The following is a 20874-nucleotide window of genomic DNA, read 5'->3' as shown; positions in this document are numbered from 1 at the left end:
GGTTTGTTTTATTCGTTCTTGTTTTCTTCCGAACCTTCATCCTTCTTGGAAGTCTCATCAGAATCTGCATTCTTCTTCTGGTTCTCTTCATGCTCCTTGATGGCAGCCTGAACTTCAGGAAGTTCCTTTACGGCGTCATCGTCAATCTTAGGCTGTTCGTCTTCCATGATTTCCTGCGAACGGCTCAACCAAGGGCGCTTGCCAAAGATATGTTCTACGTCTTCTGCCATAATCACCTCTTTCTTGATCAGGAGCTCTGCTAAGGCATTGTGGCCTTCCTTGTGCTCCATCAGAATGTTCTTGGCACGGGTATACTGCTCGTTGACAATCTTCAGAACTTCCTGGTCTATCTCGCGGGCTGTAGACTCAGAGTACGGACGCTGGAATGCATATTCGTTCCGGTTGTAAAAGCAGATGTTTGGCAACGTCTTGCTCATACCGAGATAAGCTACCATACCATAAGCACTCTTTGTGGCGCGCTCCAGGTCGTTCATGGCTCCTGATGAAATATGACCGGTGAAGAGTTCTTCTGCGGCACGTCCACCCATTAATGAACACATCTCGTCGAGCATCTGTTCCTTGGTGGTTATCTGGCGCTCTTCTGGCAGATACCATGCAGCACCGAGAGCCTGACCACGAGGTACGATGGTAACCTTGATGAGAGGGTTGGCATACTGGCAGAACCATGAGATGGTTGCGTGGCCTGCTTCGTGGAGAGCGATGCTACGCTTTTCGTCGGCAGTCATCACCTTAGTCTTCTTCTCTAAACCGCCTACAATACGGTCTACTGCATCGAGGAAATCCTGTTTGCAAACAGCCTTCTTGTCGTGGCGTGCAGCAATAAGGGCTGCCTCGTTACAAACGTTGGCAATATCTGCACCCGAGAATCCTGGAGTCTGACGGGCCAGTAGATCAACATCTACTGTTTCGTCTATCTTGATAGGTTTGAGATGAACCAGGAAGATTGCCTTACGTTCGTTCAAACCAGGGAGATCTACGTGAATTTCGCGGTCGAAACGTCCGGCACGGAGCAAGGCGCTGTCGAGCATGTCTACACGGTTGGTAGCAGCAAGGATGATGACACCACTGTTGGTGCCGAAACCATCCATCTCTGTAAGGAGAGCGTTCAAGGTGTTCTCGCGCTCATCATTACCACCCATGGCTGGGTTCTTGCTGCGGGCACGGCCTACAGCATCAATCTCATCGATAAAGATGATACAAGGTGATTTCTCTTTAGCCTGGCGGAACAGGTCGCGTACACGTGAGGCACCTACACCTACGAACATTTCAACGAAGTCGGAACCGCTCATGGAGAAGAAAGGTACGCCAGCCTCGCCGGCAACAGCCTTAGCCAAGAGGGTCTTACCAGTTCCCGGAGGGCCTACGAGAAGGGCTCCCTTTGGAATCTTACCACCCAAGTCGGTATATTTTTGTGGGTTTTTCAGGAAGTCTACAATTTCCTTCACTTCCTGCTTGGCACCTTCCTGTCCGGCCACATCCTTAAAGGTGATGCCGATGGCATTTCCCTTTTCGTACATCTTAGCTTTGCTTTTGCCCACGCTGAAGATGCCGCCGCCCATACCGCCGCTGCCCATACCGCCGCTGAATCTTCCAGACATCCAAAGGATGAAGAATACGAAGAAGAGCAGAGGTGCCAGATTGAAGAGCGTGCTTAAGAAGTCGTTATCCTTCTGGTTGTCGTAGCTGAAGGAGCGTATCTTCTTTTCCTTCAACATCTGGTTGGCATAGCGTTCCACTTCGTCAACCGAGCCGAACTGTACTTTTACGTATGGGTTAGGACCTACAGACTTTGCCGGCATATTGTATACATCGCGCGTATATTTCGGGTTGATGTATATTTTGAGGGTGCTTTCTGTTTTATTGGCCACAACACTGAGCACATAACCCTTGTCTACATACTGTTTGAACTGGGTGTATGTGGCTTCCTTGGCAGCGCTGCCTCCAATCGCATCGCCTCCTCCTGTAAAGAAGAGGATAATCATGGTGATGAGGCAGATGGTGAAAAGCCAGGTCATATTAAATCGTGGCATCTTTGGTCCGCCATTGCCACGAGGCTTCATATTATTGCTTTGTTCCATTTTATTTTATATGTATAACTTTTAGTCGAAAAACATTGTCTGATCCATCATGTAGGATGGGAGAGACTGACTAGTCGAGATTAGGTATATGGGTAAGTTTTGCATCCTCCCATAAATGTTCGAGGTCGTAATAAGCACGTACTTCCGGAAGAAAAATGTGTACTAATACGTCGACAAAGTCCATTGCCACCCACTGGTCGTTGCCGAGACCTGCTACATTTACAGGTTTTTCTTTCAGATTCTTGCGCACGATGTCTCCCACAGAACCTGCGATAGCTTCAACCTGAGTAGGGCTTCCTCCCTGGCAGATGATGAAGTACTTGGCAATGCTTCCATCAATTTCTGTCAGGTCGGCGATAACAATGTCTTGACCTTTCTTTTCTTGTATACCTTCTTTAATAGTCTCTACGAGTTGTTTAACTGTGTTCATTTATCTTTTCTTTCTTACTTAATTTATATTCTCTATTTTTCTGCAAAGATACATTATTATAATGGAAAATCGACTTAAAAGGCAAAAAAAATGTGGAAAATTAAAGAAATTGCGTTTTTTTTAGAAAAAAGTGCCGAAAAATTTTGTAGGTTCAAAAAAAACTAGTACCTTTGCACTCGCAATTGAGAAATGAACATCTCTTTTGCTGATATTGGGATATGGTGTAATGGTAACACTACAGATTCTGGTCCTGTCATTCCTGGTTCGAGTCCGGGTATCCCAACAATCAAAAAGTTCTATTTTAAGTTTGGGATATGGTGTAATGGTAACACTACAGATTCTGGTCCTGTCATTCCTGGTTCGAGTCCGGGTATCCCAACTCATACGGTAAGGCATCTTTCAGTAATGAAAGGTGTTTTTTTTTTGTTTATAGGAATTCTGTTTTATGGAGTATTCATAACAATAAACCCCAGGGCGAAAGCCCTGGGGTTTATTGTATTTATTTCTTCTCGGCATCAATAGCCTTGATTTTCTGCTTTACCATTTCGAGGTCAGCCTTGAGTTTCTCAATCTTACGGTTCATTTCTTCTACCAGGCTGTTGCCCTTCTTGCTGGCCGTATTGAAGAAACCGAGGTTGTTCTCGTAGGTAGTAATCTCGCTGCGCAACTGGTCGTAGCGGCGCAAGAGTTTACCACGCTCATTGCCGAGTGCATTGCCGCCTTCCTTGGCAACATTCTTCAAGTTGTTCTTGAAGTTGTCGAAGTGGCGCTTTGCGTTGGTGGCGTGAAGTTTCTCGTAGGCTGCATCGATAGCCTCATGATACTCTTTATAGACCTTGTCTTTCTCTTTGAAAGGAACGTGTCCGATTGCACTGTATTGCTTGGCAAGATCTTTGAGCTTCTTTTGGAAATCGTTGTCTGAAATCTCTGCAACTACAAGTTCCTTGAGCTGGGCAATAATGTTGCGCTTCTTGTCCAGATTGGCATGTTCCTCGCTGCGTGAACCGGCATTCTGCTTGTTGCGGGCTTCGAAGAACTTGTTGCAGGTATCCAGAAATTCCTTCCAGAGCAATTCGCCTTGTTTATGAGGTACGGTACCCACCTTCTTCCATTCTTTCTGGAGAGCGATGAGTTTGTCGCCAGTTTTCTTCCAGTCTGTACTGTCAGCCAGTTCCTTTGCCTTGTTTACGAGTTGCTGTTTCTTTTCGAGATTGGTAGAGTAGGTATCTTTCAGTCCTTTGAAGAATTCTGCCTTCTTGTTGAAGAATTCATCGTTGGCGATGCGGAAACGCTCGAAAATCTTGACGTTCATCTTCTGAGGGGCAAAACCGATAGTGCGCCACTCTTTCTGAATCTCTATGATTTCCTGGGTAACCTTTTCCCAGTCCTTGGCAGTCTTGTATTCTCCTTGGTTGGCAGCCTCTACCTTTTCGCAGAGGGCAGTCTTCTTGGCGAGGTTTTCCTCTTCCTTGGCACGCAGGTCTTCGAAGTGCTGCTGGTGCTTCTTGTTGATAACAGTGCTGGCAGCCTTGAAGCGTTCCCAAATCTGCTCTCTCAACTCCTTGGCAACAGGACCGATTTCGCGATATTGCTGGTGGAGGTCCTGAAGCTGGTGGAAGGCAGAAATAACATCCTCTTCTTCATTGAGCTTCTCTGCAGCCTCGCAGAGTTGGGTCTTGGCTTCAAGATTCTTCTTGAAGTCATATTCGCGAGCTTCGCTGTTCAACTTGAGCATGTCGTAGAACTGCTCTACATAGAGCTGATAGTTCTTCCATACCTCGTTTGCCTTGTCTGCAGGGATGTTTTTGATTTCCTTCCATTCCTGCTGCAAGGCCTTGAAGTCCTGATATGATTTGTTGGCCTCCTCCGGTGAGGTGGTCATGGCCTTTATCTTTTCGATAATTTCCTCTTTTTTGCGGAGATTATCTTGTTTTTCTTCTTCTTGTGCCAGGAAGATTTTGGCTCTTTTCTCCTTGATGAGTTGCATCTCAGCCTTGAAGGCTTCTTCGGTGTCATCCGGTAGAAGGATATACTTCTCTGGGTCACCGCCTTTTGCGAGATACTCTTTCATCTGTGCGTCTCTTTCTGCGAGATGAATCTTGTAGAAAGTAGTCTTGAGTAGGTCGAGTTCCTCCTTGTTTGGATTTTCGCTGCTATGAGCGATTTCCTTTACTCTTTCGAGCACTTCCTGCTTGGTGGCATAAGCCTTCTTGGCAGGGTCTTCCAGGGTGCTCTGCTGCAACAGAGCTTTTTCTTGAGAGTCCATCATGTCACTTTGTTTAGTTTATGATTCGAGTTTCTTGGGCCGGTAGTCGCTTATCCGCAATTCGGCCCCATACAAAATTATATTATTAATAAGTTGCAAACTTAAAAAAAAAAATCGAATATCATGCCATGATATTCGATTTTTTAATTTTTTTTGTATTTATAATAGCCTTTTTCTTGCTAATCATCGTTTTATGTGCTCTTTCAGGCTCCTTAATGCATATCAGAGTGGTATATGCTTAGAGCAGGCGCTTGTATCTGAGGAAGCCCCATGAAAGTGCAGAAACGAGCACGGAGATAACCAGGGCAATGGCAAATCCGTAATGGCTGTCTTCCATACCGTTGATTAAGTTCATACCGAACAATGAGGAAATCAGCGTAGGCAACATCATGACGATACTGATACTGGTCAGGGTACGCATCGTGGTATTCATGTTGTTGTTGATGATGCTCGAATAGGTATCCATCGTCGACTCCAGAATGTCGGAGTAGATGCTTGTGGTTTCGCGTGCCTGTGTCATCTCGATGTTTACGTCTTCGATGAGGTCGGCATCAAGTTCGTCCACCTGCAGCTTGAACTTCAACTTAGACAGGAGATTCTCGTTGCCTCGGATAGAGGTGATGAAGTAGGTAAGGGAGTCCTGTAGGCGGCTCAGGCCAATCAGGCTCTCATTGTTCACACCATGATCGAGGTTTCGTTTTGCCTTTTCTATGAGCGAATTGATCTGTTTCAATCGCTTCAGATACCAAACCGCTGATGAAAGGAAGAGACGGAAGGTCATGTCTACATAGTCGGTGAACCCCTCGCTGCGCTTCTGCTGGTAGCTTACGAAATCAATCATCATATTGGTTTCATAATAGCATACGGTGATGGTAACATCGCGCTTATGGATGATACCCAGAGGCACGGTGGTGTATGGGGTACGGCTGCGTATTTCCTTGACATAAGGGATACGGAGGATGATGAGCATCCAGCCATCGTCATATTCATAGCGGGCACGCTCATCAGTATCGCTGATATCCGAGAGGAAATAATCAGGGATCTTGAATTCTTCTTCCAGCAAGCGCTGGTCTTCATCAGTTGGACATGTTACTTGTATCCAGCAGTTTGGCTGCCACTCATTGAGTACAGTCAGATTCTTGTCTATATTCCAATAAGTCTTCATAGTTTGCTAATCTCCACATAATAAAAGTTTGGGGTATGGAGACTAGCGCTTGGGTACGGCCTACTGAAAGGCTTCATCGTTGCTGAATCTCCACGCCTTACAATTCATTATTGTTCTCCGCGTGATAATCGTCCATTTTGGTGTTATTTTAATGAAACTTATGCAAGTGAATTTGTATAATCTGCTACAGAGATTTTACAAGACTTGCGAAATCGACTGCAAAGGTAATGATTTCTTTTGAAAACTGGAACAAAAAAGCCGAGAATTTTCACTCTCGGCTTTCTTTTTTTATCTTTTTGTAATTTCGTTCCCCATTTTTTACTTTGCAGGAATCTCTGTCAGGAGCTGCTTGACGAGGTTCCAGAAAGGAGCTACGCAACTGATCTGGCAACGCTCATTGGCTGTGTGAGGACTAAGAAGAGTAGGGCCGAATGATACGACATCGAGGTTAGGATACTTGCTCAGGATGATAGAGCACTCCAGACCTGCGTGAACAGCCTGTACCTTACCGTCTGTGCCGTTCTGCTCTTTGTAAACCTTCAATACATGTTCCAGAATGTCGCTCTTAGGGTTAGGGTTCCATCCCATGTAGCTGCCGCTGAATTCAACCTTCATGCCTGCCATGTTGAAACAGCTTTCTACCATTGTGGCAAGATACATCTTGTAGTATTCGTGGCTGGAACGGGCCAGAATCTTGATGGCAGCCTTGCCTTCACCAATCTCAACGATTGCGAGGTTTGAAGAGGTCTCTACGATTTCAGGCATAGATGGAGCCATACGCAATACACCATCGTGGCAAGCGTAGATTGCATCTACAAGATTATCCTGGATTTCGGCAGGAACCTGCATCTTAGGAGTCTCTACATTCTCAGTGAAGAACTCGATGTTCTCAGTTGTTTCAATGCCTTCGAACTCATCACAGATTTCGTCCTTCCAGTCTGCTACCAGGTCATTCAAAGCTTCAATGTTCTCCTTAGGCAGGGTCAGAACAACCTCAGCCTGGAATGGGATGGCATTGCGCATGTTGCCGCCCTGCCATGAAGCTAGACGGGCATCGAGTTCTGAAATAGCTTCACGCACGAAACGAACCATGCATTTGTTGGCATTCGCTCTGCCTTCGTTGATTTCGATACCGGAGTGACCGCCCTTCAATCCCTTGAGGGTTACCTTAACGGCAGCATCTTCCTTGTCGGTTTCTACCTCTTTATAATCGAGAGTTGCTGTGATGTCGATACCGCCAGCGCTACCGATAACGAACTCGCCCCAAACCTCGGTATCGAAGTTCAAGAGAATGTCGCCGTTCAGTTCGCCTGCTGGGAGATCGTTGGCACCATACATGCCTGTCTCTTCGTCGGCGGTAATCAAGCCCTCGATAGGACCGTGCTGCAAATCTTTTGACTCCATTACTGCCATGATGGTAGCTACGCCAAGTCCGTCGTCGCTACCGAGTGTTGTATGATTAGCACGTACCCAGTCGCCATCGATGATGGTTTCGATAGGGTCAGTTTCAAAATTATGCTTGCTGTCTGGTGCTTTCTGAGGAACCATGTCCATGTGCGCCTGCATAATAACGCCTTTGCGGTTCTCCATACCTGGAGTAGCAGGTTTGCGCATCACGATGTTGCCTGCTGGGTCTTGGAATGCCTCTACACCTGCTTCTTTTGCCCAATCGAGCAAATAAGCCTGAATCTTTTCCAAATGTCCTGATGGACGTGGAACTTGTGTTAACTTGTCAAAGTTACGCCAGATTTCAACTGGGTTCAAATTCTTAATGTCAGCCATATTTATTTAATTTAAAATTTATAGTTAATAGTTTATAGGGCATTCTCGCTATACGGCGTAGCCGCTATCAACTATTAACTTTTAACTCTTAACTTTTATCTTTTAACTTTCCCGGTAAACGCCAGTGCTATCCAGGCATAGATTCCCAAAAGGACTACAAGCAGGGTTTGCACGGAGTGTACGATGAGAACGAAGAAGAGGGCATCGTTTGCCTGAATGCCATAGAGTATGAGCATTGTCTTGACGGCAAAATGCCAAGGTCCGGCTCCGTTAGGCGTTGGTACGATGACCGCTATGCTGCCCACGATAAATGTTACCAGACCGCACATCAGATTGAGATGGGAGGTTGCCTCGAAGCATTGGAAGGTGAGATAGTAGTGGAAGAAATAGCTCAACCAGATGCCCAGTGTAAGGGCGATGTAGAGCGGTACATTTCTGACACCTTTCAGCGAGATGATACCTTGCCAGAGTCCTCCCAGTGTTGCTTTCACCTTATTATATATAGCGAGTCGCTTGAGCAGATAGTGAGCCAGGATGAGTACTGCTATGCCACAGATAGCGGTCACAATGTAACCTGTGGCTGTAAACTGGCAGAGTAAACTGTCCATGCTCGTACCTGTTTTCTCAAAGAAATTGAGGAATACCGGAATCTGCATCACAAAGACCAGCGCCGTAATTAGCAGCACGAGGAGTGAATCGATGGCTCTTTCAGTAACGACGGTACCCAAGGCTTTCGGAAACGAAACATCATCCCATTTCTTCAATACGCCGCATCTGGCAAACTCGCCCGCACGAGGAATTACAAGACTCAGAGCATAGGACAGGAAGATGGAGTAGATGCTGATACTGGAGCGGGCCTTCTCGCCTAATGGTTCCAGCGACTGTTTCCATCTCCATCCTCTGAACACCTGGGCAGAGATGCCAAAAGGGAACGACAGCAGCATCCAGGTCCAACTCATCTTGTGAAGCAGAACATCTTCTACTTGCTTGAAGTCGAATCCGCGATACATCCAATAAAGGATGGCGCCACCCAGAATGAGCGACAAAGCCACCTTCCATATGTTGTTTGCTATCTTCTTTATATCCATAATTAGATGCAAAGATAATACTTTTATTGACAATATCGTTCGAATCTGCATATTTTTAGCATAAATAAACGCTTGGGCGCCATTTATGGCTAAAAGTATAGCCTTTTTTTTAAGAAACAAGTGACACTTTCCCTTTTTTACCCAAAAAGATAAAAAAAAATGCATACTTCGTGTGGATTCTCAAAAAATAATCGTATTTTTGCAAAATATATAATATAAAGATAAGATATGAAAGCTGTAAAGCCTAAGAAGAATCTCGGTCAGCACTTCTTGACCGACCTCAATATAGCAAAGCGCATCGCCGATACGGTGGATGCCTGCCCGGATATACCTGTTCTCGAAATCGGACCAGGTATGGGCGTTCTTACCCAATATCTCGTAGAGAAACCAAGACCCGTCAAGGCAGTGGAAATCGACTCGGAGTCGGTGGCGTATCTTCATGAGAATTTCCCGACACTCAAGGATAATATTATCGGTGAAGACTTCCTGAGAATGGATTTGAACCAGATATTCGATGGAAAGCAGTTTGTACTGACAGGTAATTATCCATACGATATCTCATCGCAGATATTCTTCAAGATGCTCGATTACAAGGATCTCATTCCTTGCTGTACCGGAATGATTCAGCGCGAGGTGGCATTGCGTATGGCATCAGAACCAGGTAACAAAGCCTATGGTATCCTCAGTGTGCTCATCCAGGCATGGTATGATGTGGAATATCTCTTTACGGTAGATGAGAATGTGTTCAACCCACCACCAAAGGTAAAGAGTGCGGTAATCCGTATGACTCGTAACAAGGTGACTGACCTTGGCTGTGATGAAAAACTGTTTAAGCGTCTGGTAAAGACTGTCTTCAACCAGCGTCGCAAGATGCTCCGTGTAAGCCTCAAGCAGATGTTCCCGGGTGTAACCCCACGCGAGGATTTCTATACCACCGACATTATGACCAAGCGCCCTGAACAGCTCACTATCCAGCAGTTTGTAGAACTCACCAACTATGTGGGCGAAGAACTCAAGAGATTGGGGATAGTTAAGAGTTAATAGTTAATAGTTAAAAGTTGATAGGGGGCTACGCTATATAGCTAGAATGCCCTATAAACTATAAATTGTAAATTATAAATTGAAATAATTATGATAGACGTTAAAGAAACTTTGAATTCTGCAGCAGAGCGTATGGAGATGGCAGCAATGTATCTCGCAGAGGAACTCTCTCATGTTCGTGCTGGTCGTGCTAATGTAGCCATCCTCGATGGTGTGCGCGTAAATAGTTATGGCAGTATGGTTCCTCTGAACCAGGTAGCTACAGTTACAACCCCTGATGCCCGTACTATCGCTATCCGCCCTTGGGACAAAAAGGCTATCAAGGATATCGAAAAGGCTATTATGGATAGTGGTGTAGGTATCACTCCAGAGAACAATGGCGAAATCGTACGTCTGGGTATTCCTCAGCCAACAGGTGAACGCCGTAAGGAACTCGTAAAGCAGTGTAATAAGATTGCTGAGCGTGCTAAGATTGAGGTGCGCAACGTGCGCCAGGAAATCAAGGAGAAGTTGAAGAAAGCTATCAAGGATGGACTTTCTGAAGACTTGGAAAAGGATGCTGAGAACGATTTGCAGAAACTCCACGACAAGTACATCAAGCAGCTCGAAAACCTGATGGACGAGAAGGAGAAGGAAATCATGACAGTCTAAATCATTCTGGACTTACATTATTTAATAAGTGATAATGAGAGGACTCGTTATTAAAAATACAGGCAGCTGGTACACCGTCAAGACAGACGATGGCCAGCTGATTGAAAGTAAAATCAAGGGCAATTTCAGATTGAAGGGCATCCGCAGCACCAATCCTGTGGCTGTAGGCGATTATGTGCAGCTTATTACCAACCAGGAGGGTACGGCATTTATCTCTTCTATCGAAGACCGCCAAAACTATATCATTCGTAAATCACCTAACCTCAGTAAGCAGAGTCATATTCTGGCTGCTAATGTAGACCAGGCGCTGCTTGTGGTAACGGTGAATTATCCGCAGACATCTACTACCTTCATCGACCGATTCCTGGCTGGCGCTGAGGCCTATAGAGTGCCTGTTATCATCATCTTCAATAAAAGTGACATACTTTCAGAAGAAGAATTGCATTACGAGAAGATGATGTGTACGCTCTATGAAACCATCGGATATAAATGTATCGAATTGTCGGCAGCTACAGGAGAAGGAGTTGAACAGTTGCGACCTCTTATCAAGGATAAGAAATCTTTGTTGAGTGGCAACAGCGGGGTAGGAAAGTCAACCCTCATCAACCAGCTCATTCCTGATGCAGAGCAGCGTACCGCCGAAATCAGCGAGGCGCATAATAGCGGAATGCATACCACAACCTTCAGTGAGATGCTGGAACTGCCGGAAGGTGGTTATCTCATTGATACTCCGGGCATCAAGGGCTTTGGTACCTTTGATATCGAAAAGGAAGAGCTGACCAGCTATTTTAAGGAAATCTTCAAGTTCTCTCAGGATTGTAAGTTCTCTGACTGTACCCATACCCACGAACCGGGGTGCGCGGTAATCAAGGCGGTTGAGGAACATTATATAGCAGCTAGCCGCTACCAGAGTTATCTCTCAATGTTGGAGGATAAGGACGAAAATAAATACAGAGAGGCTTTTTGATAGGGAAGAGTGAAGAACGAAGAATTTTAAAAAAAACATATTAATGAAAGAACAGAAGGACGTCAGGCAGCGTATCGAAGAAGGTGAGTTCGCACAGAGTGCAGAAATCAGTGCGAGCTATCTGGATGAGGACATCTTGATTATAGATAATGTCAAGGTGTTGCAGAACCCCGACCCTATGAGATTCCAGATGAACATGATTGCATCTTGTCAGAGAGGCAGCCTGAGAGCTGAACTCAACGGGCGGGAAATCATCGTGGAGAAGGGCGATATATTTATCAGTCCGCCTAACTCTATTCTCGACATCAAAGAGGTGTCGGAAGATTTTGCATGCACTGCCATGTGTGTCAGCAATCACGGCTTGCTTGGTATTCTTCGTTCTCATATCTCGGTATGGAATCGTGCCATGTATGTGAGCAAGGTTTCGGTGTTGAAGATGAACGAGGTGGATATGGTATTCTATTCTAAGTTTACCGACTTGGTGCGCCTCTGTTTGGATCCGAAGTTCAACGACCGCAGTTCGTGGAAACCATATCGCCGTGAGATTGTGGAGACGCTCCTGAAGAGTGCTCTTCTTGCTGTGAGCAATCTTTTGCTGACAGATCTCCCGAAAGAAACTTTGGGAACCAGTGCCAGCGATTTCTTTGATAAGTTCCTGGAGATGTTGCAGCAGAGCGAAATCAAGCATCAGCCTGTAGAATATTTTGCGCAGCAGCTTTGCATCACGCCAAAATATCTCTCCATCATCTGCAAGCGCCATTCCGGCAAGACGGCCATAGAGTGGATTACGGAGTATACGCTTGCTGATATCACCTATTATCTCCGTTCTACAACGAAAACAATCAAGGAGATTTCAGGTATACTGGGCTTTTCTAATACCTCATTCTTCGGTAAATATGTAAGAGAGCATCTGCACATGTCACCTCTGAAGTATCGTGAAAGTTTGAGAAAACAATAACAGCAAAATAAAAACTCGCAAATTCTAAAGAAAGAATCTGCGAGTTTTTTGTTTCTATCAAATAGGGTGGAGCTGGAGGGATTCGAACCCTCGTCCGCACAAGGAAACCATACGCTTTCTACATGCTTATTCCAGCCTTCGGTTTTCGAGGCATGACAGGACCTGGACCACCAATCATACCCTTATCCTCTAAAATTTCATCCATGCAACGAGGCGTACATGAACTATTTCCGATTTACCTGCACCGCTTGATCAACAAGATTCGGAACAACATCCGTTGAGCGATGTCTCGTTCCAGCACCCTGTGCTGGAATAAAGCTAGTTTACTATACTTCGACTAGGCAGCGAGAGCGTAGTTATTTTCGCCAATTAATTTTTTGTTCACTAGGATTAAGGAGGTAGCCAACGAGCCTCCGCATGCTTACGTACCATTTCATCTCGCCGTCAAATCCAGTCAACCCCGAGATTTTTCTGATATTGGGTGCAAAGATAAGGCGAAAATTTGAAATTACCAAATATTTTTAGGGAAAAAACTGCCAGCATCCTCATTTTCATTATTTTTAGGTATTGCATACCTTCTTAGAAATATGTACCTTTGCAGCCTGATTTAAGATAGTAATAATGATTATGAATATGCTAAATAAAAAAATAACTTGGAGAAAACAACATAAATGGTTAGGTATCGGTATGAGCTTTTTCATGCTGATGTTCTGCTTGTCGGGTATTTTGCTCAACCACCGTTCGCTTATCAAAGATGTGGACGTGAGCAGGAAATATCTGCCAAGCCGCTATGAATTCAAGAATTGGAATGGCGGGTTGCTGAGGGGAACGCTTGCTTTGGATGATGCCATATTGCTGTATGGAAACGGGGGAATCTGGCAAACGGATTCTACAGCTTCCACATTCAGGGACTTTAATAAGGGGATTCCAGCAGGAGCAGACTGCCGACAGATAAGAAATGTTATCAGAACGGATGATGGTTCTGTCTGGTCGGTATCTCCATTTTCACTCTACCGGTTGGGGAGTCACAAAATATGGAAAAGCGTAACTCTTCCAACAGAGCCGGAAGAGAAGTTGAGCGACATTTCTGCTCATGGAGATACGCTTTTGGTTCTCAGCCGCTCCTATGCTTATGTTTCCTTGCCACCTTATCAGAACTTCCACCGGATAGAATTGCCTATGCCAAAGGAGTATGATGGGAAGGTTACAGTCTTTCGTACGATATGGCTGCTTCACAGTGGAGAGTTGTTTGGCAGCATTGGTAAACTTATCGTAGATGGCATTGCCATCATCCTGGTGTTGCTCTGCATCTCAGGTCTTATCTTCTGGTTAAAGCCTAAACAGAAGAGATTGCTTCGCTTTTCGCTACAATGGCATGACAAAATAGGCCGATACACCATCATGCTTACCTTGTTGATAGCCCTGACAGGTTGGTGCCTTCGTCCACCTGTGATGATAGCCTTGGTGTTGAACAAGATGCCGTCTATTCCTGGGACGACGCTTCATAGCAAGAACCCTTGGAATGACAAACTCCGTGTGGTGCGTTATGATGAAAAGTTCGGTGACTGGCTCTTGTCAACTTCGGATGGTTTCTTTTCCGTGAATTTCCAGACAGGAAAGTTGGAGTCCATCTCCAATACTCCACCAGTCAGTGTTATGGGATTGAATGTCCTTCAGAAAAACAAAGATGGTAAATGGTATTGCGGTTCGTTTAGTGGTCTCTTTGTTTGGGATAGAGTAAAGGGGACAACCGTTGATTATTCTACCGGGAAAGCTGCTTTAAAGAACGCTGGCGCACCATTCGGAAAAAAGGCGATAGCAGGTATGAGCCAGGATTTCTCTGATACGCCTGTCATTGCTGAGTATAATGATGGAACCGACTTTGCGCCACAACCCGCTTATATGAACCAACTGCCCATGTCATTATGGAATGTGGCTCTGGAGGCTCATAGCGGTAGAATCTTCATAGGTAGTATTGCTACATATATATTTATCTTCGTGATGGGAATACTTGCCGTATGGTGTCTTTGGTCTGGGTATGTCATTAGGCTGGTGAAGAAAAAATAAAAAAAAGTTTGAATGCGTTGTTTTAATTGCCATATTGCCATATTGTATGTGCAAATGGTTGATAATCAGTGTAAAAGTACGTATGGCAATTCTCGGAAAAGCGCCGGGAATTGCCATATATTGCCATTGTGAGAATTTAATGCTATTTTCGTCTAATAACCAGATACTCAGTACCTTTCATTGTTCTTTTTCTCTTCAGCCCATCGATGTTCTTCAGGCATCGACCGAACGAAAGAAGGCTTTTAGCTTCCAATGATGCCCCATATTTCGCCTTTAACTCGCTAAAAATGGCGGCGGCAGTCATGAAAGTACCCTCATTTTCGTCTTCTGTTGGCGTAAAACTCTCGCTGAAGCATTGCATGACTGGATCTATTTGTTGGTATCGCCTGTTGTTCTCCATGATGAGAGCCGTCTGTTCTGCATCAAAATAGGTCTTTTCTCCATTCCAGATTGCCTTTTCTGCTTGGGCAAAGAGTTGCTGATAGTTGGGGCGCACGCTTACATCAATAGGGCCCGTCAGTTCGATACCGATGAATCGGCGGTTGCCGGAAGGATCGGTCAGGATGTCGTCCATATTGCTTGTGGCGATGAAGGAGGCGGTGCGGGGGAACTCCTGTACATGGCTGCCATAGGGTGGCTTGTATTTCACGTTTGGCAACTGGATGAGATTTTTCAGGAATCCCTGTTGTACCTTGGCTGAAATCTGGTTGAATTCATCCAGATTGATAAGTAGGCACTGGCTCATAGCCTGCAACACCTGTCTCTTCTCCGAGAGAATCAGATTGTCGGTGTAGCCCCATTGCAGCTGGGGTGGAATCAGTCGGCGGCAGAAAGTACTCTTGTTGTAGCCCTGTTTGGATATGAGCAGGGGAGCCACGCTGTTGCCATACTGTCTGCCGGTGCGGTTGTGCCATTGCTCCACCATGGCTAGAAACCAGGTGTAGAACCAGTCTTCCCAGTGCGGGTTGTTGGTAGACACGGTACGTGCCAAGGCACGTATATGGTCCTTGCCGTCCCAGTTGTCATAACAGGTGAACAGAAAATCCTCTACTGGATTATAGTTCTTGATGAAATTGGATTCCAGGAAATTTCTAACGTCCTTGATGCTGACGTTGATACCTGCCAGTTGCACTTCTAGTGTCAGACTCTTCTGTACTCTCGGTTCCACGGCTTGAAATCCAATCCATTCCTTGTCCTTCGGTACATATTCGGTATATTTCATCACCATGTTGTATCTCAGGTCATACTTCTCGTTCAGATATTTCATCATCTTCTCGATGTTCTCTTTCGAGCCTTTCATGCCTTTTTCTTTCTTGTCAGTCGGGTCGCTTTTAGCCTCAGGTATGGATGGGGTTGGTTCCTGAAGCATCAGTTTCTCGTCTACTTTCAAGGCGACAGCCTGAGGATTATAATAGGGTTGGGTATCGAGCGTAAGGAGGAAATAGCTTCTTATCGAAGGCTTTTGGCTGGCTATCTCGGCATGGATGACAGACTGGTAGATGGGCAGGATGTGTCGGTATGCATTTTGGTAGAGTTGGTTGGCATGTTCTTCATCTGTAGGCAGTTCACCCTTTTCATCGGAGAATTTCACCAGTATTTCCACGCTTCTGCCATCGGCTCCGGTCACGGCAATAAGGGTGGAGGGGAGAAAGGCAGCTTGTTTCTTCACGAGCAGGACGTCTTCTGGTTTCAGTATATTCCTAAACGATAGGAGCAAGAGGCCGTTGAATGCCTTCATCCTGAGATTCCCGTTCTCCTCTTTCTGAAACTCGGCGGCAGGGTATACCCGGTGCCAGGTGGGCATGTCTTTATACCCATCGTAACCGAAATTCATGGAAGGAACCACATCTCTGAATTTCTGGATGGTAAACTTGGAATCATCTTTGAGCATACGCTCCAAAAGGTGTCCGATACTTCTGTTGGTAACGCAAAGCTGGTGTTGCCGATTGGTTCTGATGACTGTTATTCTCATCTGTCCTGTTATTAAAGTTATTTCTTTTTCGAGTGAGGCTTACGTAATGTTTGAGTAGAGCTTACTTGGAGTTCAAAAGAGGCTCATTTGAATTTCAAAAGAGACTCATTTGGGGGCAAAAGAGGCTCACTTGGATTTCGGAAAGCATTACTTGCTAAGCCAGGATGTATCTGAAACTGCGTCGCGACGTATCTGATGCTGCGTCGTGACGCAGTTGTTGTTACGTCGCGATGTATCAGATGCTACGTCGGGACGTAATTCCTTCCGCATCGATGGCGAAGTTACGAAAAAAGATTGAAATCCCCAAGCATTGAACCGAAAAAATGCTTTTTTGCTCAATACTTTCTGTGTTTTTCTCAAAAAATACGCTGAAATCTGCTGAATAGCTTAAAATGAGCGAATTATGAGTCTTTTACCTCAATAGAGATAATGATTTGGCAACAGTCCCAATTTCTGCAATATGCATACGTTTGCTGTCAAACAACTCTTCTCTGCAGTAAAGATACAATAACTACACGAAATAACAATCGCTATATTGGAATAATTTACATAAAATAGCTTAATTTATCCTTAATTCCGCAACACTATAATTTAACTTTATTTATAAGTTCCTGAGCAACAAAAAGTTGCCCAGGATTTTGCCATGTCAGAATTTTCACTTATCTTAGTGTTGCAAAAAGAAAACAAGCAAAACTCTAATATGACATGGCAAAAATACAAATTAAATCTGAGAAACTCACACCTTTTGGAGGAATTTTTTCAATCATGGAGAAATTTGACTCCATGCTTTCACCCGTTATCGACTCAACACTGGGTCAGAGATGCAGCAGTATCTTCGGATATCAGTTCAGCGAGATAGTCCGTTCGCTGATGAGCGTTTATTTCTGTGGCGGCTCATGCGTGGAAGATGTAACGTCACAACTGATGCGCCATCTCTCGTATCATCCTACCCTTCGTACATGCAGCTCTGATACCATCCTCAGAGCCATCAAGGAACTGACACAGGAAAACATCTCCTATACTTCCGACCAAGGCAAGACCTATGATTTCAATACTGCAGACAAACTCAACACATTGCTTATAAACGCTTTGGTTTCTACAGGCGAGTTGAAGGAAATTGAGGAATACGATGTTGACTTTGACCATCAGTTCCTTGAAACGGAGAAGTATGATGCAAAACCGACCTACAAAAAGTTCCTCGGCTACAGGCCTGGCGTATATGTTATCGGTGACAAGATAGTCTATATCGAGAACAGCGATGGTAACACGAATGTGCGTTTTCATCAGGCAGACACCCATAAGAGATTCTTCGCTCTTCTGGAATCCCAGAACATCCGTGTAAATCGCTTCAGGGCAGACTGCGGTTCCTGCTCGAAGGAAATCGTCAGTGAGATAGAGAAGCATTGCAAACATTTCTACATCCGTGCCAACCGATGCAGTTCGCTCTACAATGACATCTTTGCTCTGAGAGGATGGAAGACGGAGGAGATTAACGGCATCCAGTTCGAACTCAATTCCATTCTCGTTGAGAAATGGGAAGGCAAGTGCTATCGTCTTGTCATCCAGAGACAAAGACGCAACAGTGGCGACCTTGACCTGTGGGAAGGCGAATACACTTACCGTTGTATTCTGACCAACGATTACAAGTCATCGACAAGGGACATTGTTGAATTCTACAATCTGCGTGGCGGCAAGGAACGTATCTTTGACGACATGAACAACGGATTCGGTTGGAGCAGGCTCCCCAAGTCATTCATGGCGGAGAATACTGTCTTTCTTCTGCTTACTGCATTGATACACAATTTCTACAAGACCATCATGAGCAGGCTTGACACCAAGGCTTTTGGGCTCAAGAAAACGAGTCGCATAAAGGCTTTTGTCTTCAGATTCATCTCCGTACCTGCCAAGTGGATCATGACTGCAAGGCAATACGTGCTGAATATCTACACAGAGAACCGAGCTTATGCAAAACCCTTCAAAACAGAATTCGGATAAGAATCCTTTCTTTCCGGTTTGAATCTGCGTATTACCTCAAGTCGCATCGTGGGGTAAGGGGATGGTGGCTACATATTGATGTTGTGCTGTTGCTTTTTACTGAAAGCTGCTACTAACGACTCATAAATCTACCCTTAATCGTGTATTGGATGATAGTTGCGGATTTTAGGTATGATGCAAAACCGACCTACAAAAAGTTCCTCGGCTACAGGCCTGGCGTATATGTTATCGGTGACAAGATAGTCTATATCGAGAACAGCGATGGCAACACGAATGTGCGTTTTCATCAGGCAGACACCCATAAGAGATTCTTCGCTCTTCTGGAATCCCAGAACATCCGTGTAAATCGCTTCAGGGCAGACTGCGGTTCCTGCTCGAAGGAAATCGTCAGTGAGATAGAGAAGCATTGCAAACATTTCTACATCCGTGCCAACCGATGCAGTTCGCTCTACAATGACATCTTTGCTCTGAGAGGATGGAAGACGGAGGAGATTAACGGCATCCAGTTCGAACTCAATTCCATTCTCGTTGAGAAATGGGAAGGCAAGTGCTATCGTCTTGTCATCCAGAGACAAAGACGCAACAGTGGCGACCTTGACCTATGGGAAGGCGAATACACTTACCGTTGTATTCTGACCAACGATTACAAGTCATCGACAAGGGACATTGTTGAATTCTACAATCTGCGTGGCGGCAAGGAACGTATCTTTGACGACATGAACAACGGATTCGGTTGGAGCAGGCTCCCCAAGTCATTCATGGCGGAGAATACTGTCTTTCTTCTGCTTACTGCATTGATACACAATTTCTACAAGACCATCATGAGCAGGCTTGACACCAAGGCTTTTGGGCTCAAGAAAACGAGTCGCATAAAGGCTTTTGTCTTCAGATTCATCTCCGTACCTGCCAAGTGGATCATGACTGCAAGGCAATACGTGCTGAATATCTACACAGAGAACCGCGCTTATGCAAAACCCTTCAAAACAGAATTCGGATAAGAATCCTTTCTTTCCGGTTTGAATCTGCGTATTACCTCAAGTCGCATCGTGGGGTAAGGGGATGGTGGCTACATATTGATGTTGTGCTGTTGCTTTTTACTGAAAGCTGCTACTAACGACTCATAAATCTACCCTTAATCGTGTATTGGATGATCGTTGCGGATTTTAGGTGCAATTTTTTTGTTCATCATTTCTGCGTTGAATATGAATAATCATTCTACAATTTCCAAAAAGGCACTTGGCACATAAGCTGTACAAACAGTTACCAATTCATCCACCACAACACCTACTCTCTGTTGCCCTTGCCATCTTGCGACCCTCCCAATAACTCCTTTGAATGCGCCATCAATAACTCTCACCAATTGTCCTTTTTCAAACTTTGGTACTTCATCTAATGTCACGATGGTATTGTCCACATCAGCAGCACAGATAATTTTAAGACTATCCATCTGATAGTTGGGAACTATCATTGGTGTCTTTTCTATCTTGCGACCAATATGGATGTGCCGATAATAAAAACGAAGGAATGGGAGATTTACGTTGTCGTAAACAAAAGTTTTGACTTCTTCTTCTGTACCGTATGCAAAGAAAATGTTCGGCAAACGTGATACGGTAACAACTTTGCGCTTACCTTTTATAAGTTTTACAACACTGGTAGTTGGATAGAAAGCCGTAATGCCTTTGGCTGTCATATAGTCGTATGCCTTTTTTTCTCTACCATAAGTGGTGCGTAAGGCATACCAATGGGGAACGTCTATCTCTTTTTGAGCTTTTGACTTACTTGCTATATGTGCATTTCTGGTGGACACCCCTGTTTGTGAACTCTCTGCGGAAATAGTGCTTTGAGCTTCGGGGAGGGCGTTGGAGGTAAGTCCAGCGCAAGGAGGGAGTTCACCGCCTCCTGGGGTGTGTACATCTGTTGATGTCCATTCATCGACTTTCATATCGGTGCTAACTTTTTTCTAGACAGAAATCCGTTAAATTCCGACATAAAAAAGCGTGAGATCGTCCTGTTGTCCATCCCACACATCGAGGCTCTTGCATTGCCTATTATAGTTGAACAGACAACGTCAGAGCCCACGCCGATATGAATATATAAACTCCATGCAGAAACAGATGTACACATCAACATCGCACCCAATAAGATACAATATGAGTATACACAGTACTCCACGGATAGATATAATCACACCCGGGACATCTACCGTTGGCTATGTTCATGACTATAATATCGGAAGTTTGCAAGATTTCGATGTGTCAAGAACAAAGCGTCGATAAACGCCTTCAATATGTCTGGACTGTCATCCCACCCAATGTCCGCTTTTGTATAGATATGTCAGATAAGTGACTTCACTACACTCAGCACGGCGTAGGCTGCCGACTCGGTTATCTTGA

14 protein-coding genes, 2 tRNA genes, 1 other RNA gene and 1 pseudogene are annotated in these 20874 nt (G+C 44.9%); 9 read left to right on the top strand and 9 right to left on the bottom strand.

The genetic code is table 11. The features are described 5' to 3' along the window. Positions 1–8: 8 nt before the first annotated feature. Together ftsH and rsfS are read right to left on the bottom strand one after the other, a co-directional pair. The gene (ftsH, locus tag FO447_RS08280; protein ID WP_117691719.1) at positions 9–2099 is read right to left on the bottom strand and encodes an ATP-dependent zinc metalloprotease FtsH; all 2091 of its coding nucleotides are present in this window, start codon (positions 2097–2099) and stop codon (positions 9–11) included. Positions 2100–2169: 70 nt separating this feature from the next. Beyond that, positions 2170–2529: a ribosome silencing factor gene (gene rsfS / locus FO447_RS08275; RefSeq protein WP_117586022.1), complete on the bottom strand. Its 360-nt coding sequence runs from the start codon at positions 2527–2529 to the stop codon at positions 2170–2172. Between the two features lie 212 nt (positions 2530–2741). Here rsfS and FO447_RS08270 point away from each other — a divergent pair. Both FO447_RS08270 and FO447_RS08265 read left to right on the top strand, forming a co-directional pair. Further along, positions 2742–2812, top strand: a tRNA-Gln gene (locus tag FO447_RS08270). A gap of 25 nt (positions 2813–2837) precedes the next feature. After that, positions 2838–2908, top strand: a tRNA-Gln gene (locus tag FO447_RS08265). Positions 2909–3028: 120 nt separating this feature from the next. On the opposite strand, the gene FO447_RS08260 is transcribed toward FO447_RS08265, so the two are convergent. From FO447_RS08260 to FO447_RS08245, 4 genes are all read right to left on the bottom strand, one after another. Beyond that, complete coding sequence (locus FO447_RS08260) at positions 3029–4798, bottom strand: DUF349 domain-containing protein (RefSeq protein WP_200756030.1); 1770 nt, start codon at positions 4796–4798, stop codon at positions 3029–3031. A gap of 235 nt (positions 4799–5033) precedes the next feature. After that, positions 5034–5960 carry a magnesium transporter CorA family protein gene (locus FO447_RS08255; RefSeq protein WP_022121433.1) on the bottom strand — a complete coding sequence of 309 codons (927 nt, stop codon included), beginning with the start codon at positions 5958–5960 and terminating at the stop codon, positions 5034–5036. Positions 5961–6278: 318 nt separating this feature from the next. Next, positions 6279–7742, bottom strand: coding sequence for an aminoacyl-histidine dipeptidase (locus FO447_RS08250; protein ID WP_117727448.1), 1464 nt, complete (start codon positions 7740–7742; stop codon positions 6279–6281). Positions 7743–7837: 95 nt separating this feature from the next. Further along, positions 7838–8830, bottom strand: coding sequence for a lysylphosphatidylglycerol synthase transmembrane domain-containing protein (locus FO447_RS08245; protein ID WP_006847157.1), 993 nt, complete (start codon positions 8828–8830; stop codon positions 7838–7840). Positions 8831–9058: 228 nt separating this feature from the next. Here FO447_RS08245 and rsmA point away from each other — a divergent pair, with 228 nt between their 5' ends. The 4 genes from rsmA (at position 9059) to FO447_RS08225 (ending at position 12447) form a co-directional block, all read left to right on the top strand. Next, positions 9059–9871 carry a 16S rRNA (adenine(1518)-N(6)/adenine(1519)-N(6))-dimethyltransferase RsmA gene (gene rsmA / locus FO447_RS08240; RefSeq protein ID WP_117691713.1) on the top strand — a complete coding sequence of 271 codons (813 nt, stop codon included), beginning with the start codon at positions 9059–9061 and terminating at the stop codon, positions 9869–9871. Positions 9872–9961: 90 nt separating this feature from the next. Next, positions 9962–10522 carry a ribosome recycling factor gene (gene frr / locus FO447_RS08235; protein WP_006847159.1) on the top strand — a complete coding sequence of 187 codons (561 nt, stop codon included), beginning with the start codon at positions 9962–9964 and terminating at the stop codon, positions 10520–10522. A gap of 34 nt (positions 10523–10556) precedes the next feature. Next, positions 10557–11489, top strand: a complete 933-nt coding sequence (gene rsgA / locus FO447_RS08230) for a ribosome small subunit-dependent GTPase A (protein WP_144153446.1) — start codon at positions 10557–10559, stop codon at positions 11487–11489. A gap of 43 nt (positions 11490–11532) precedes the next feature. Continuing rightward, on the top strand, positions 11533–12447 hold the full coding sequence (locus FO447_RS08225; protein WP_200756029.1) for a helix-turn-helix domain-containing protein: 915 nt from the start codon (positions 11533–11535) through the stop codon (positions 12445–12447). A gap of 64 nt (positions 12448–12511) precedes the next feature. Here the strand turns inward: FO447_RS08225 and ssrA are convergent. Further along, positions 12512–12909, bottom strand: a transfer-messenger RNA (tmRNA) gene (ssrA, locus tag FO447_RS08220). Positions 12910–13080: 171 nt separating this feature from the next. Here ssrA and FO447_RS08215 point away from each other — a divergent pair. Next, complete coding sequence (locus FO447_RS08215; RefSeq protein ID WP_234698954.1) at positions 13081–14514, top strand: PepSY domain-containing protein; 1434 nt, start codon at positions 13081–13083, stop codon at positions 14512–14514. A 142-nt stretch (positions 14515–14656) separates the two neighbouring features. Here the strand turns inward: FO447_RS08215 and FO447_RS08210 are convergent, their stop codons facing one another. Continuing rightward, a complete protein-coding gene (locus FO447_RS08210) occupies positions 14657–16486 on the bottom strand; it encodes a VapE domain-containing protein (RefSeq protein WP_234698953.1) in 1830 nt (609 codons plus the stop codon). 705 nt (positions 16487–17191) lie between these two features. Between FO447_RS08210 and FO447_RS08205 the strand changes: the two genes are divergently transcribed. Beyond that, complete coding sequence (locus FO447_RS08205; protein ID WP_005814044.1) at positions 17192–18481, top strand: IS1380-like element IS612 family transposase; 1290 nt, start codon at positions 17192–17194, stop codon at positions 18479–18481. Between the two features lie 167 nt (positions 18482–18648). After that, positions 18649–19479, top strand: a pseudogene (locus FO447_RS08200) (IS1380-like element IS612 family transposase); the annotation flags it as partial. A 212-nt stretch (positions 19480–19691) separates the two neighbouring features. Here the strand turns inward: FO447_RS08200 and FO447_RS08195 are convergent. Further along, complete coding sequence (locus FO447_RS08195) at positions 19692–20423, bottom strand: UpxY family transcription antiterminator (RefSeq protein WP_117695445.1); 732 nt, start codon at positions 20421–20423, stop codon at positions 19692–19694. Between the last annotated feature and the right edge of the window lie 451 nt (positions 20424–20874).

The organism is Segatella copri (assembly GCF_015074785.1).
Lineage (GTDB): Bacteria > Bacteroidota > Bacteroidia > Bacteroidales > Bacteroidaceae > Prevotella.
The sequence above is the reverse complement of the archived record's forward strand: the minus strand, read 5'-3'. Positions and strand labels throughout refer to the sequence as shown.